The 13,003-nt window shown below is 39.8% G+C and carries 14 protein-coding genes; 6 read left to right on the forward strand and 8 right to left on the reverse strand.

Annotated features, from left to right (window positions below; all coding sequences use genetic code 11):
- Nucleotides 1-873 precede the first annotated feature (873 nt).
- The 3 genes from EZ437_RS00005 to EZ437_RS00015 are packed head-to-tail and all read right to left on the reverse strand — an operon-like array spanning nucleotide 874 to nucleotide 3,263.
- Nucleotides 874-1,233, reverse strand: coding sequence for a CoA-binding protein (locus tag EZ437_RS00005; protein ID WP_131591946.1), 360 nt, complete (start codon nucleotides 1,231-1,233; stop codon nucleotides 874-876).
- A complete protein-coding gene (locus EZ437_RS00010; RefSeq protein ID WP_131591947.1) occupies nucleotides 1,230-1,691 on the reverse strand; it encodes a DinB family protein in 462 nt (153 codons plus the stop codon). The genes EZ437_RS00005 and EZ437_RS00010 overlap by 4 nt, the downstream gene beginning before the upstream one ends.
- 30 nt (nucleotides 1,692-1,721) lie before the next feature.
- Nucleotides 1,722-3,263 carry an NAD(P)/FAD-dependent oxidoreductase gene (locus EZ437_RS00015; protein WP_131591948.1) on the reverse strand — a complete coding sequence of 514 codons (1,542 nt, stop codon included), beginning with the start codon at nucleotides 3,261-3,263 and terminating at the stop codon, nucleotides 1,722-1,724.
- A gap of 152 nt (nucleotides 3,264-3,415) precedes the next feature.
- Here EZ437_RS00015 and EZ437_RS00020 point away from each other — a divergent pair, with 152 nt between their 5' ends.
- Genes EZ437_RS00020 through EZ437_RS00035 form a run of 4 tightly spaced genes read left to right on the forward strand, consistent with a single transcriptional unit; the run spans nucleotide 3,416 to nucleotide 5,791 of the window.
- Nucleotides 3,416-3,997 (forward strand): LemA family protein, encoded by a 582-nt coding sequence (locus EZ437_RS00020; RefSeq protein WP_131591949.1) that lies wholly within the window; start codon nucleotides 3,416-3,418, stop codon nucleotides 3,995-3,997.
- Between the two features lie 5 nt (nucleotides 3,998-4,002).
- Nucleotides 4,003-4,446: a TPM domain-containing protein gene (locus EZ437_RS00025; RefSeq protein WP_131591950.1), complete on the forward strand. Its 444-nt coding sequence runs from the start codon at nucleotides 4,003-4,005 to the stop codon at nucleotides 4,444-4,446.
- A 3-nt stretch (nucleotides 4,447-4,449) separates the two neighbouring features.
- Nucleotides 4,450-5,226 carry a TPM domain-containing protein gene (locus tag EZ437_RS00030; protein ID WP_131591951.1) on the forward strand — a complete coding sequence of 259 codons (777 nt, stop codon included), beginning with the start codon at nucleotides 4,450-4,452 and terminating at the stop codon, nucleotides 5,224-5,226.
- A gap of 13 nt (nucleotides 5,227-5,239) precedes the next feature.
- Nucleotides 5,240-5,791 carry an NUDIX hydrolase gene (locus tag EZ437_RS00035; protein WP_131591952.1) on the forward strand — a complete coding sequence of 184 codons (552 nt, stop codon included), beginning with the start codon at nucleotides 5,240-5,242 and terminating at the stop codon, nucleotides 5,789-5,791.
- Between the two features lie 88 nt (nucleotides 5,792-5,879).
- On the opposite strand, the gene dnaA is transcribed toward EZ437_RS00035, so the two are convergent.
- The 3 genes from dnaA to EZ437_RS00050 form a co-directional block, all read right to left on the reverse strand.
- Nucleotides 5,880-7,310: a chromosomal replication initiator protein DnaA gene (dnaA, locus tag EZ437_RS00040; protein ID WP_131591953.1), complete on the reverse strand. Its 1,431-nt coding sequence runs from the start codon at nucleotides 7,308-7,310 to the stop codon at nucleotides 5,880-5,882.
- Nucleotides 7,311-7,504: 194 nt separating this feature from the next.
- Entirely contained in the window at nucleotides 7,505-9,058 is a 1,554-nt protein-coding gene (locus EZ437_RS00045; RefSeq protein WP_131591954.1) for an acyl-CoA mutase large subunit family protein, read from the reverse strand.
- A 2-nt stretch (nucleotides 9,059-9,060) separates the two neighbouring features.
- The gene (locus tag EZ437_RS00050; RefSeq protein WP_131591955.1) at nucleotides 9,061-9,591 is read right to left on the reverse strand and encodes a DUF7935 family protein; all 531 of its coding nucleotides are present in this window, start codon (nucleotides 9,589-9,591) and stop codon (nucleotides 9,061-9,063) included.
- Nucleotides 9,592-9,692: 101 nt separating this feature from the next.
- On the opposite strand from EZ437_RS00050, the gene EZ437_RS00055 reads away from it, so the two are divergent.
- The gene (locus tag EZ437_RS00055; RefSeq protein ID WP_131591956.1) at nucleotides 9,693-10,046 is read left to right on the forward strand and encodes a HesB/IscA family protein; all 354 of its coding nucleotides are present in this window, start codon (nucleotides 9,693-9,695) and stop codon (nucleotides 10,044-10,046) included.
- Nucleotides 10,047-10,136: 90 nt separating this feature from the next.
- Nucleotides 10,137-11,369, forward strand: a complete 1,233-nt coding sequence (locus tag EZ437_RS00060) for an ABC transporter permease (protein ID WP_131591957.1) — start codon at nucleotides 10,137-10,139, stop codon at nucleotides 11,367-11,369.
- A gap of 9 nt (nucleotides 11,370-11,378) precedes the next feature.
- Here EZ437_RS00060 and rfbB read toward each other — a convergent pair whose 3' ends face one another.
- A complete protein-coding gene (gene rfbB, locus EZ437_RS00065) occupies nucleotides 11,379-12,431 on the reverse strand; it encodes a dTDP-glucose 4,6-dehydratase (RefSeq protein WP_131591958.1) in 1,053 nt (350 codons plus the stop codon).
- Nucleotides 12,432-12,435: 4 nt separating this feature from the next.
- The gene (locus EZ437_RS00070) at nucleotides 12,436-13,002 is read right to left on the reverse strand and encodes a hypothetical protein (protein WP_131591959.1); all 567 of its coding nucleotides are present in this window, start codon (nucleotides 13,000-13,002) and stop codon (nucleotides 12,436-12,438) included.
- Nucleotide 13,003 lies beyond the last annotated feature (1 nt).

Raw genomic sequence — 13,003 nt, forward strand, 5'->3', positions numbered from 1 at the left:
TCTGATAGAACTTAACTTAAAATGTAGTCCAGGTATTCATGTACTTTGAATCTGTACTCAATACCCCGCTACGCTATAAATGACATCTCTTTAATGAACTTATCGAATCACCTCACGGATCTTCTTCTATATATCTTCGCTTACCATTCTCTGTTGCTACCAGGTCTTATTCTTCCCCGTATCTGTTTCGAATCCTCAACGTTTCAATCTTGTTTATCTTTACCAAACTCCGTCTAGTAAATCCCCGTTTTGTTGGGACTGCAAAGGTAAGAATCTTTTTAACATTGTCAAGCTTTTTTAAAACTTTTTTTCTTTTATCCCCAGGCCTTTTTTTACCCGGTATTAAAGTGACAATAACCCCTGCTTTCAATTAACCAATCAACCTTCATCCCCTTCAACCTCATCCCTTAATCTTCCTCCGAAGCGGGATGCAAAAGTAGAAAAAATTCCAACCCAAACAAACTAATCCAAACATTTATCCCCAAATAATCCATAACACTATGATAAACAACTAGAAAAAATCAAAAGTAATTACAATGAGCTTCTTTACTTAATTCCGAAACATCTTCTCCGGCACATATCCTGACTAAAAGCTACACATTCCCCGCACGCTTCTGCTCACATAGTTCACACTTTCTACACACTTCCTTCACAAAAAGGTACCTGTTTGTGTATTTGATGTGAAGGAGGTGTGAACAAGGTGTGAATTAGCCTACTTCTTGTGAAGAACTCACCAGTAGCTTTATCGAACCGCCATTAAGTTTATAACATTAGTTAATATAAGGTATACCTATACAAATACCCAGCTCATAAAGCCTAGGCCTAACAGTGAAAGATTTGGCGAGAATACTATTCAACGCAATTAAGAAAGGACTAATACTGACCAGTAGCCAGTAAAACCAGCGTACAGGCCTCAACTGGTTCTATAGCATTTTCTCTAAGCTTGCTTTCTAGAGCTGGATTTTCGGTTCCAGGATTGAAAATTACCCTTTTTGGATTCGTTTGAAGTATATAGTCAACATACAAATCATGCAGCTGAGGTCCTATATATAATGTTATAGTATGAATATCATCATGAATGACATCAGGCTGCTCAATCTCCACACCTGCCACTTCGCCTTTTTTTATCCCTACATTAACAATACTATGCCCTTTAGCCTTAAGCATCTGCGCGGCTTTAAAAGCATAACGGGATGGATTTGTACTTGCTCCTATAATTAGTGTTTTTTTCACGATCTAAATTTTAAAAGTAAAGATATCTGACCCGCATGATAGGCATGGTGCTGTATCAGGCCATTAAATAATTCAAAGTAACTTATACCTCTTCCCGACGGTGTCTGTACATGTTTAGCCCAGTCATCTGCCATAAAACTCATCGACAGGTTGATCAGTTTTTCATTTTCAATATGAAAATCACTTACTATTGCATTCCAGGTGACCGTTGTTTCTTCAATTGGGCTAGGCCAGTCACCCTTAGCAGGCTCAGCAGATATTTTACCCATCAATCTTGAACTAACCTCTTCGGTCCAGGAGGTAAGATGCAGCACTATTTCTGCAATGCTATGTGCATCAACGATCGGGCGACTAAAAGCCTGATTGTCTTTTACAGATGAAATGATACAAGAAACATTATTTCCATGCCATGCATCTCCTATATAGGCTTTCCTCAGTTCATTTGAAAAATCAATCATACTAAAACAACAAACTATTGATAAATCTGTTTAATAAAATTTTGTTATTGCATTAGCGCAGTTGACACCATCTATTGCTGCAGATACAATTCCGCCTGCATATCCAGCACCTTCAGCACAGGGGAAAAGTCCGGCAACCTGAGGATGCTGAAACGTTTCTTTGTCTCTGGGAATACGTACCGGAGAGGAACTTCTGCTTTCTACACCTACTAAAATAGCCTCGTTGGTATAGTAGCCTTTCATTTTCCTACCAAAAACAGGCAATGCATTCCTCAGGCTTTCAGCTACAAAAGCTGGCAGGGTTTCTTTGAGCATTACGCTTTTTGTACCCGGCAAATAAGAATTTCTGGGCAGATCTGCTGAGACCTTGTTCTCTACAAAATCAATCATTCGCTGTGCAGGAGCCACCAGATCACCGCCTCCAAGTTGAAAAGCATGCTGCTCTATCCTGGCCTGAAAATGCATCATCCTTAAAGGATCATCTCCCTTCACATCTTCCAGCGTTACCTGTACTACTGTTCCCGAATTTGCAAAAGGGTTATTTCTTTTGGAGGGTGACCAGCCATTCACAACTATCTCGTCAGGATGTGTGGCACAAGGCGCTATAATTCCGCCCGGACACATGCAGAAAGAAAACACTCCCCTGCTGCCCACCTGCTCTACCAGACTGTAATATGCCGGAGGCAAAAATTCACTCCTGATATCACAATGGTACTGAGCCGCATCAATGATGGCCTGAGGATGTTCTATCCTTACCCCAAGCGCAAAAGGCTTGGCCTCTATCAGAATCTTTTTTTGGTGAAGCAATTCATAGATATCACGCGCAGAATGCCCGGTAGCTAAAATGACCGCATCGGCCAGTAATTTTTCTTCACCGTTAACCACCACACCTTTAATCTTCCCAAAATCAATGAGCAGATCGGTAACTTTTTGATCAAACCTCACTTCTCCACCTGCATTTAAAATACATTCCCGTATGGAGGTGATAATAAGGGGCAGTTTATTTGTTCCTATATGCGGACGGGCATCTACCAAAATATCTTCAGTAGCACCGTGCTGCACAAATACTTGCAGTACTTTATTGATATCTCCCCGTTTATTAGATCTGGTGTACAATTTACCATCTGAATAAGTTCCTGCTCCACCTTCTCCGTAGCAATAATTGGATTCAATATTAACAATACCCTCTTTATTTATTGCTGCAAGATCTCTTCTGCGTTGCTTTACGTCCTTGCCACGTTCCAGAACTATTGGCTTAAAGCCATTTTCTATGCATTGAAGAGCCGCAAACAATCCTGCGGGACCAGCACCAACTATAATTACTTGCTTTGAATTACTGACATTTTGATAGTTGACAATATAATTGTCTGCCAATATAGGTTCATCAATATAAACCCTTACCTGCATCCTGTATACCACTTTCCGCGACCGTGCATCAATCGACCTTTTGAGTATTTGATAGCCTTTAATACGCTGGATTTCTATTTTCAGCGCTATAGAAAGTTGCTTTTTTATGGCATGCTCCTCAGCTGATTCTTCCGGCAATAGCGTGATTTCTATTTCTTTTTGCATAACTTATGTCAGGTTTTTATCCCGAATGTAACAAAGGTACGAAAGTTGCATTCTAATGCATAAATTAACAATTGAAAACAAATTGAAGCATATTGTTCTTTCAATATAAAAAGTAGAAGAATGCTTCAGGTAAATTAAATGAAAATAAAAATATGAAAAAAGTAGTATTGGCAATAGTAGGCGTTTTGGTCTTACTGGTAGTAGTAAGCGGATGTGGTTACAATAATCTTGTAAAACTTGATGAGGATGTTCAGACTAAATGGGCTCAGGTAGAAACCCAATATCAGCGTCGTTCTGATTTGATTCCCAACCTGGTTAGCACAGTAAAAGGAGCTGCTAAATTTGAACAGGGCACATTAACCCAGGTTATAGAAGCCCGGTCTAAAGCAACGCAGATTACCATAGACCCTGATAAGCTGACCGAAGAAAATATACAAAAATATCAGGCTGCACAGGGACAAGTTAGCCAGGCTTTAGGCAAATTAATGGTGCTAACAGAAAATTATCCTGAATTAAAAGCCACGCAGCAGTTTAGTGAACTGTCTGCTCAGTTAGAGAGCACCGAAAACCGCATTGGGGTAGCACGTAAGGATTTTAATGAATCTGTACAAACTTATAATACAAAGGTGAGGTCTTTCCCAAATAACCTTACAGCAGGATTATTCGGATTTAGCAAAAAAGCCGCTTTTAAAGCTGAAGCTGGCGCTCAAAATGCACCTAAAGTAGAATTTTAGTAATTATGGCATTATTTACAGAACAGGAACAAGAACAAATTTCCAATGCCATAGCAGAAGCTGAGAAAGCTACTTCAGGAGAGATCAGGATAGCGATAGACGAACATTGCGAAGGAGATGCATTTGAAAAAGCAACCTCTTATTTTACAAAACTAGGCATGGATAAAACCTCAAGGCATAACGGAGTACTGATATTTCTAGCGCATGCTGATCATAAGTTTGCCATAATAGGAGATAGAGGAATTAACAGTGTTGTACCTGAAGATTTTTGGGAGATGACTAAAGTAGCAATGAAAGCCCATTTTTCTTCCGGCAACCTTGCACATGGAATTATCGCCGGTGTTGTTTTGGCTGGAGAAAAGCTAGCACAATTTTTTCCTTCAGAAAATGACGATATCAATGAGCTTCCAAATGATATTATTTATATGAATGAAATCAAAACTGAATAGGCTATGAGAAAATATATCATAGCAATCATTCTTTTCTCGATCTCAGCACTAGGCTTGGCCCAGGAATTTCCGGCCAAGCCAAATAAACTGGTCAATGATTACACTGGTACGCTTTCTTCAACTCAAATCCAGCAACTGGAAAGTAAACTGGTTTCATTTGCCGATTCCAGTTCAACGCAAATTGCAATAGCCATACTAAAATCTGTCGGCAATTACGACATTAATGAGTATGCCGTTGAACTAGGAAGGAAATGGGGTGTTGGAGAAGCAAAAAAAAACAACGGAATCATTATAGTAGTAGCACTGGGAGATAGAAAAATATCTATCCAGACAGGATATGGACTGGAAGGTGCGCTACCGGACGTCTATGCAAAACGCATCATTGAAAACGAGATAAAACCATATTTTAAGGCCGGAGATTACTACAGCGGACTTGATGCAGGCACTACTGCAATTATAAAATATACAAAGGGCGAGTATAAGAATGACAAACCTAAAGGCAAAAGCGGTGGAGGTGCAGGTGGTGGCGCTGTAGCTATACTGATATTTATCGTGATAATAGTCATTGCCATTTTAAAACGCGGTGGAGGTGGAGGCAATGGCGGGCAGGTGATCGGTGGCCGTGGCGTAGCCAACGCATTATTCTGGAGCATGCTGCTAAGCAGCGGAAGAAGTTCAGGCGGCGGCAGTGGCTGGGGAGGCGGAAGTAGTAGCGATGGCGGATTTGGTGGCTTTGGTGGCGGCAGTTTTGGTGGTGGTGGCAGTAGCGGAAGCTGGTAAGAGAGACATATATATGGAGATATTAAAATGGAAAACACGCTCATCAAAGTATCTAGTGAGAGAGAAATGGGCAACACTGCGCGTAGACGTCTGCGACCTTCAAAATGGTGTCATTAAAGATGACTATTACGTTTTGGAGTATCCTAACTGGGTGAATGCCATTGCTGTTACAAAAGAGCATAAAATAATCATGGTAAGGCAGTACCGGCATGGTGCTGATATCATTTCTCTAGAAGTTCCGGGAGGTGTAATAGACGGCGATGAATCACCAGAGGCGGCTATCAAAAGAGAACTTTTGGAAGAGACTGGTTATTCCTTTGATAGTGCAGAGCTAATCGTTAGTTCTTATCCTAATCCAGCAACGGCCAATAATGTAACTTTTACTTATTTGATGCTTGGCGGGACCAAAACCCATGCGCAACACCTGGATGAACATGAGATACTTGAGGTGGAAGAATATAGCATTGAGGATGTTAAAAAGCTTCTGAATGACAACAAAATTGCTCAGGCCCTTCATTGTACGGCCTTATTCTATGGATTAATGAAACTTGGTGCTATAAAGTAAGTTTACGAAAATGCTGGTTATATAAAAAATCCCTGTAAGTTTTAGCTTACAGGGATTTTTTATAAGATGATGAGTGTTTGTGATAATGCTAGCTCATTTTTAATTTCTTCTGTATATCGTGCACATACCCTTTAAATTTCTTGTCCGTATCAATTAGATCTTCCACAGTTTGACATGCGTAGATCACCGTAGAGTGATCCCTGCCACCAAAGAAAGCACCAATAGTTTTCAGTGAGGATTTGGTATGGCTTTTTGAAAGATACATAGAGATCTGGCGGGCCTGTACAATTTCGCGCTTACGGGTCTGGGACTTTACCATATCTACAGGGACTTCAAAATATTCACATACCAGCTTTTGGATATACTCCATGGAGATCTCTTTAGAGGTGTTTTTAATGAAGTTTTTCAGCATCTGCTTGGCCAGAGCAAGGTCAATGTCCTTCTTGTTTAAAGTGGATTGGGCTAGCAAAGAAACCATAGCTCCTTCCAATTCCCTCACATTATTATCAATATTATGCGCCACATATTCTACTACTTCCGCAGGCAGCTCAATACCATCTGCATACATCTTTTTCTTAAGGATCGCGATTCTTGTTTCAAAATCCGGGATCTGTAAATCTGCAGAAAGCCCCCATTTAAACCTGCTCAATAACCGCTCTTCTAATCCGGCCAAATCTTTAGGTGCCTTATCTGAAGACAAGATTACTTGCTTACCTGACTGGTGCAAATGATTGAATATATGGAAGAATATATCTTGTGTTTTTTCTTTACCTGCAAAATTGTGTACATCATCCATGATGATCACGTCCATCGCCTGATAAAAGTTAACAAAATCATTGATCGTATTATTCTTTAGGGAATCTACAAACTGCTGACAGAATTTCTCGCAGGATACATAAATAACCAGCTTATCAGGCATATTGCGTTTTATCTCATTCCCTATCGCCTGGGCAAGGTGTGTTTTTCCTAATCCTACTCCACCATAGATCATTAAAGGATTAAAGGAAGTACCCCCCGGTTTAGCCGCTACCGCATAGCCTGCCGAACGGGCAAGTCTGTTGCAATCTCCTTCAATATAGTTTTCAAATGTATAGTTGGAATTTAACTGCGGGTCTACATTCAGCTTTTTTAAGCCGGGTATAATAAAGGGATTCTTAATATCTTTATTTATGGAAACCGGAATAGGCATTGACTGGTTCTTTGCTTCAGCCCCATTGCCATTACTTGGCATATTGGTCGTATAGGGTGATCCGGTGTTGGACGATTTATCCACAACAATATTATACTCCAGTCTTCCTTCATCTCCCAGTTGCTTCTTAACCGTCTTGCGCAACAGCCCTACATAATGCTCTTCCAGCCATTCATAAAAGAATAAACTTGGCACTTGTATAGTCAAAACTTTGCCTTCCAATTTAAGGGCTGATATCGGTTCGAACCAGGTTTTGAAACTTTGGGTCGGAATGTTATCCTTTATGATTTGGAGACAGTTTTTCCATACTTCGGTACAAGTTTTTTCCATATTAATTATATAATTTGTTGGTTTACAGTAACGATACGAGCATAAAAAAACTGCTGTTTCGAGAGATCGAATATTCAAAAAATTATCAACAAAAAAAACTTAATTTTCATTTATTTGGTAAGTACTTAGGCAGCAATAATATATCCTGCTTAACCTGAATTTTTTGTGTTGATAACTATTTATTAACATACTTTTTAATATTCTCCAAAAACACTACGCAATGCATCAGCCACTTCACCCAGTGTTGCATAAGCCTCCACCGCAATGATAATCAATGGCATTAAATTCTCTTTTCCTTTTGCTGCAGCCACTAAATTAGTTAACGCCTTTTCAACTGCGGCACCATCTCTTACAGCTTTTAACTGGTTCAACTTTTCTGTTTGTATGCTCCGTATGGACTCATCAATGGCAAATGCTTCGATGACCCCTTCCTGCTCCTGTGTAAACTTGTTTACGCCCACGATAGTTCTGCTTCCGTTTTCGACTTCAACCTGGTAGCGGTATGAAGCATCAGCAATCTCATTTTGAATATATCCATTTTCGATCGCATTTACTGAGCCTCCCATCGCATCGATCTTATCAATATATAGTTGCGCTGCTGCTTCAATCTCATCCGTTAGCGTTTCGATAAAATAGGAGCCTGCCAGCGGATCAACGGTCTCCGTCACTCCACTTTCAAAAGCAATAATCTGCTGGGTACGCAACGCAATCTTTGCAGCCGTTTCTGTTGGCAAGGAAAGTGCTTCGTCATATCCGTTGGTATGTAAAGATTGAGTACCACCCAATACTGCCGCCATTGCTTGATTGGTTACCCGGATTACATTGTTCAGCGGCTGCTGGGCAGTTAAAGTAGATCCTCCTGTTTGCGTATGGAAGCGTAACATCTGAGCTTTGGGATCTGTCGCACCCATCTGCTTTGTTATTTTTGCCCACATTCTCCTGGCAGCCCGGAATTTGGCAATCTCTTCAAAGAAATTATTGTGACAGTTAAAGAAGAAAGACAAACGCTTTGCAAAAATATTAATATCAAGTCCCTTTTCTAACGCTGCGTTTAGATACGCTTTACCATTTGCCAGCGTAAAGGCCAATTCCTGTACTGCAGTAGAACCGGCCTCACGTATATGATATCCGGATATTGAAATGGTATTCCATTTGGGAACTTCATTGCTGCAATATTCAAATATATCTGTAATGATCCTCATAGAAGTCTTTGGAGGATATATATAGGTTCCCCTTGCTGCATATTCTTTTAATATATCATTTTGAATGGTACCGGAAATCTGCCTGATATCTGCCCCTTGCTTTCGCGCAAGTGCTATATACATCGCCAGCAAGATAGAGGCAGTTGCATTAATGGTCATGGAGGTGGTTATCTTTTGCAGCTCTATACCGTCAAACAAGATTTCCATATCTTTCAATGAATCTATCGCAACCCCAACTTTACCCACCTCCCCCTCGGCCATATCATGGTCAGAATCATACCCGATCTGGGTAGGAAGATCAAAAGCGACCGACAAACCCGTTGTCCCCTGATTTAACAGGTAATGATACCGCTTATTAGACTCCTCTGCAGTAGAAAATCCGGCATATTGCCGCATCGTCCATAACCTGCCCCTGTACATATCCTGCTGTATCCCTCTTGTAAAAGGATAAACCCCTGGTGCCTCAGACTCAGTAAGTCGGTTAGCTTCGCTGTATACTTCTTTTATCTCTATGCCAGAGGTGGTAGTGAATTTCTGCTCGCTCATAATTAAAATAATTGATGGATGTCCTTTTTAATTATACTTAATGTCAGGTCATAAGGGTTCTTTTCCATATTCGTCATGTACTGGAGTACTTTTCTGCTAAGGTCTACACCCTGGGCATCTTCTGGCAAAGTTTTGACTGCGTTATTAATCATAGCCAGCGTATCATCCTTTAATTTACTTACTACATCCCAGGTAGCTGAACTTATATACAATTGCTGGGCAATATTATGCTGATATTCCGACCTAATCTCATTTAATATAGCAGACTGAAGACCCGCCAATGATATTCCGGGCTCATGTAACCTCAAAAGAAGATTTGCAGGATTTATCCTTTCAATAAAAACCACCAGTCTTTCATGGGCCTGTAACCTTAGTGGTAATAGCTGCAGCTTAATCTGACTCCTCTCGTCGGGTTTAGCCAACTTAAAGTATTGTTTGAAGTCATTTTTGACCAGAGTATAAGCAACAGCAATCGTAATAATACCTCCGCAGGCAAGGATGGCAATTTCAGTTAGAAGGTGTGATATGTTCATTCAGCTTTGTTTGAATACAGTAATAATTAGTCATAAGCCGAGCAAAAGTGTACAATTTATTTATATTATAATTAAATTTGTACTTGCTAATTTTAAATAACATGAGTAATACAGTTGAGACGGCATTTGCACCGGTAACATTTACAGAAGGCGCTGTTAAGGAACTATTTAAATTAAAAGATCAGCAGGAGATCTCTGACGATTTTGGATTAAGGGTTGGTGTAGATGGAGGCGGCTGTTCAGGAATGAGCTATGTACTTGGTTTTGACCAAAAGAAAGAAGGTGATCAGGAATTTTTTATTGATGGCATAAAGGTATACATGCATAAAGCCCATCAAATGTATTTACTTGGAATGCAGGTAGACTGGCAGGACGGATTGAACTCAAGGGGCTTTACATTCAGCAATCCTAATGCGAACAGCACATGCGGCTGTGGCACAAGTTTCTCTGTTTAGATCTGATATCTTTGTAACATTATACAAGGTCTCGTTGTCTTAACAACGGGACTTTTTAATTTTATCCCTTTAAGTATTTATTCCGCTACAATGACCTATACTGAAAACGTAAGACTTGCGCTTCAATCTATAAAGAGTAACAGGCTCCGCACTATGCTTACAGCCCTAATCATTGCTATTGGTCTTTCTGCCCTGGTGGGAATATTAACTACGCTGGATGCGGTCAAAAAAAGCATGACAGAAGCATTCTCCAGTATGGGGGCAAATTCATTTACCATCAGAAACCGGGGCACTGGAATTCGGATTGGCGGACAAGGAAATAGGCCAAAGCCCTTCAGGTCTATTAAATACGAGGATGCAATTAGTTTTAAAGAAAGGCTAAACACACCGGCAACGGTAGCGGTTAGCGTGTATGCGAGCGGGGGTGCAACAGCGAAATATAAAACAGAAAAAACAAATCCCAACATCAATATCCAGGGAATAGATGAAAATGGCTTGGGTGCACAGGGATTAAATATTGGACTTGGTCGTAATTTCAGCGCTACTGAAGTTCAATCAGGAAATAATGTTTGCATAATAGGCAGCGAGATAAAAGATAAATTATTCAAAGAAGATTCACCGCTTGACAAAATCATCAATGTAGGAAATAACCGATTTAAAATTATTGGCGTGCTTGAGTCAAAGGGCCAGAGTATGGGAATGAGCGGCGACAGGTCTGTATATGTGACATTGCTAAAAGCAAAGCTTATTAATCAAAATTCCAATCCGTCTTACACGATCACGGTAGTTGTTCCAAATAACGATCAAATGGACAACATTATCGGTGAAGCTACTTCCGAGTTCAGAAACATTAGAAAAGTAAAAGTTGCAGAGCAGAATAACTTTGAAATCACTAAAAGCGATGCCGTAGCGCAGAGCTTATTTGAAAACTTAAAATACATCGTTTTAGGGGGTATAGCAATTGGCGCAATCACTTTGATAGGGGCTTCAATTGGTTTAATGAATATTATGCTGGTATCTGTAACGGAAAGAACCCGGGAAATTGGCATCAGAAAGGCTATTGGGGCAACGCCTTCAGTCATCAGAAAACAGTTTTTAATAGAAGCCGTTATTATTTGTCTGATTGGTGGGGCCTTCGGAATTCTTCTTGGAATAGCCATCGGCAATGCTATTTCACTCATGATGAGCGGCTCCTTTATCATTCCATGGCAATGGATAGGAGGAGGATTTGCTTTATGTGTGCTGGTAGGCATAGCATCCGGATATTACCCTGCAAAAAAAGCTTCTAAGTTAGATCCTGTAGAAGCTTTAAGATATGAATAAAGGGAGAAACTACCTCCCTTTATACTGTTTATCGTAATAAGCCTGGTAATTTCCGGTGGTTACATTAGTAAGCCATTCTTCATTATCCAGGTACCACGCTACTGTTTTTTCCAGACCTTCTTCAAATTGTAAACTTGGCACCCAGTCCAGCTCATTCTGGAGCTTGGCAGAATCAATTGCATACCGAAGATCATGTCCGGCTCTATCTACCACAAAAGTGATCAGTTTGGCAGACTCACCTGGATCTCTTCCTAATTTCTTGTCCATTATGCTGCATAACAAATGAATAAGGTCAATATTCTTCCATTCATTATGACCTCCTATATTATAGGTTTGTCCGCTTTTGGCCTGGTGGAAAATTACATCAATTGCCCGGGCATGATCTTCCACCCATAGCCAGTCACGCACATTTTCACCCTTACCATATACCGGAACCGGCTTATTATTTTTAATATTGTTAATAGCAAGCGGTATTAGTTTTTCCGGAAAATGATGAGACCCGTAATTATTACTACAGTTAGAAATTACGATATCCAAACCGTACGTATCATGATAGGCCCTTACAAAATGATCAGATGAGGCTTTGGAAGCAGAATAAGGACTATGAGGATCATAAGCGGTTGTCTCTGTAAACATCCCTGATTCTCCCAAAGCGCCATACACTTCGTCTGTAGAAACATGGTAAAAACGCTTTTCATCATATTTCCCTTTCCAATATTCCCTTGCTGCATTTAGCAAATTAACTGTACCAATTACATTGGTCATCACAAATGCACTTGGGTCAGTGATAGAGCGGTCAACATGTGATTCCGCAGCCAGATGAATTACCGCATCAAAATTCTCTCTTTTAAATAATTCATTGATCTCGATGGCATCGGTAATATCGGCTTTAATAAAAGTATAATTTGGCTTATCTTCTATATCAGTTAGGTTGGCCAGATTACCCGCATAGGTCAACTTATCCAGGTTTACAATAGCGTAATCGGGATATTTGTTTACAAATTTTCTTACAACATGAGAGCCGATAAATCCTGCCCCACCGGTTATTAATATCTTTCGCATAGTCTTATAATTCTTTTGGTAAGCCAAGTTCCCTGGCTATATCTGTTGTTTTATGACTGTGTATTTTACGCAACACTACATTTAGCGCATCCTTCAAATCAAATTGAAGGTCATCATGTAGTTTATTATATTTATTTAATAATGAAATTACTGACTTAACAATATAGATAAAAAGCTTTTCATTAAATTTATAAGCAGGCGAAAAAACACCCTCGTTAAATCCAATTGGAATGTGGGTAAGGAGATGAATTCTTAATTCCATTTCAGTTGAAATATCTTTGGTGACTTTAAAATGGTGGCTAATGCTCCCATTCAGCCGTCTCATTTTCAAAAGAACTTCTTTTGAATTAAGCTTTTTATTCATTTCCAAATCCGCTATAGTATCGTTCATTACTGACAGTAACTTATGGTATCTCTCTGCAAGATCATCTTCATTCTCCATCAATTTGAAGTGCAGATGTTCAGTCAACACCTTGTCCTTTGCTATTAGCCTGAGCAATAATTTATCTTTTTCCTTTTCAGGAAGAGATTTTATCTCCAGTTTAAGATCTTTATGCTCACTCAGCAACATT

Origin of the sequence: Pedobacter psychroterrae (assembly GCF_004331695.1) — a bacterium.
Classification (GTDB): Bacteria; Bacteroidota; Bacteroidia; order Sphingobacteriales; family Sphingobacteriaceae; genus Pedobacter; species Pedobacter psychroterrae.

Coding starts and splice junctions, on each gene's coding strand:
- EZ437_RS00010 (WP_131591947.1), bottom strand. CDS start 1,691: ATGATTGATTTTTCAAATGAACTGAGGAAAGCCTATATAGGAGATGCA.
- EZ437_RS00015 (WP_131591948.1), bottom strand. CDS start 3,263: ATGCAAAAAGAAATAGAAATCACGCTATTGCCGGAAGAATCAGCTGAG.
- EZ437_RS00020 (WP_131591949.1), top strand. CDS start 3,416: ATGAAAAAAGTAGTATTGGCAATAGTAGGCGTTTTGGTCTTACTGGTA.
- EZ437_RS00025 (WP_131591950.1), top strand. CDS start 4,003: ATGGCATTATTTACAGAACAGGAACAAGAACAAATTTCCAATGCCATA.
- EZ437_RS00030 (WP_131591951.1), top strand. CDS start 4,450: ATGAGAAAATATATCATAGCAATCATTCTTTTCTCGATCTCAGCACTA.
- EZ437_RS00035 (WP_131591952.1), top strand. CDS start 5,240: ATGGAGATATTAAAATGGAAAACACGCTCATCAAAGTATCTAGTGAGA.
- dnaA (WP_131591953.1), bottom strand. CDS start 7,310: ATGGAAAAAACTTGTACCGAAGTATGGAAAAACTGTCTCCAAATCATA.
- EZ437_RS00045 (WP_131591954.1), bottom strand. CDS start 9,058: ATGAGCGAGCAGAAATTCACTACCACCTCTGGCATAGAGATAAAAGAA.
- EZ437_RS00050 (WP_131591955.1), bottom strand. CDS start 9,591: ATGAACATATCACACCTTCTAACTGAAATTGCCATCCTTGCCTGCGGA.
- EZ437_RS00055 (WP_131591956.1), top strand. CDS start 9,693: ATGAGTAATACAGTTGAGACGGCATTTGCACCGGTAACATTTACAGAA.
- EZ437_RS00060 (WP_131591957.1), top strand. CDS start 10,137: ATGACCTATACTGAAAACGTAAGACTTGCGCTTCAATCTATAAAGAGT.
- rfbB (WP_131591958.1), bottom strand. CDS start 12,431: ATGCGAAAGATATTAATAACCGGTGGGGCAGGATTTATCGGCTCTCAT.
- EZ437_RS00070 (WP_131591959.1), bottom strand. CDS start 13,002: ATGTTGCTGAGTGAGCATAAAGATCTTAAACTGGAGATAAAATCTCTT.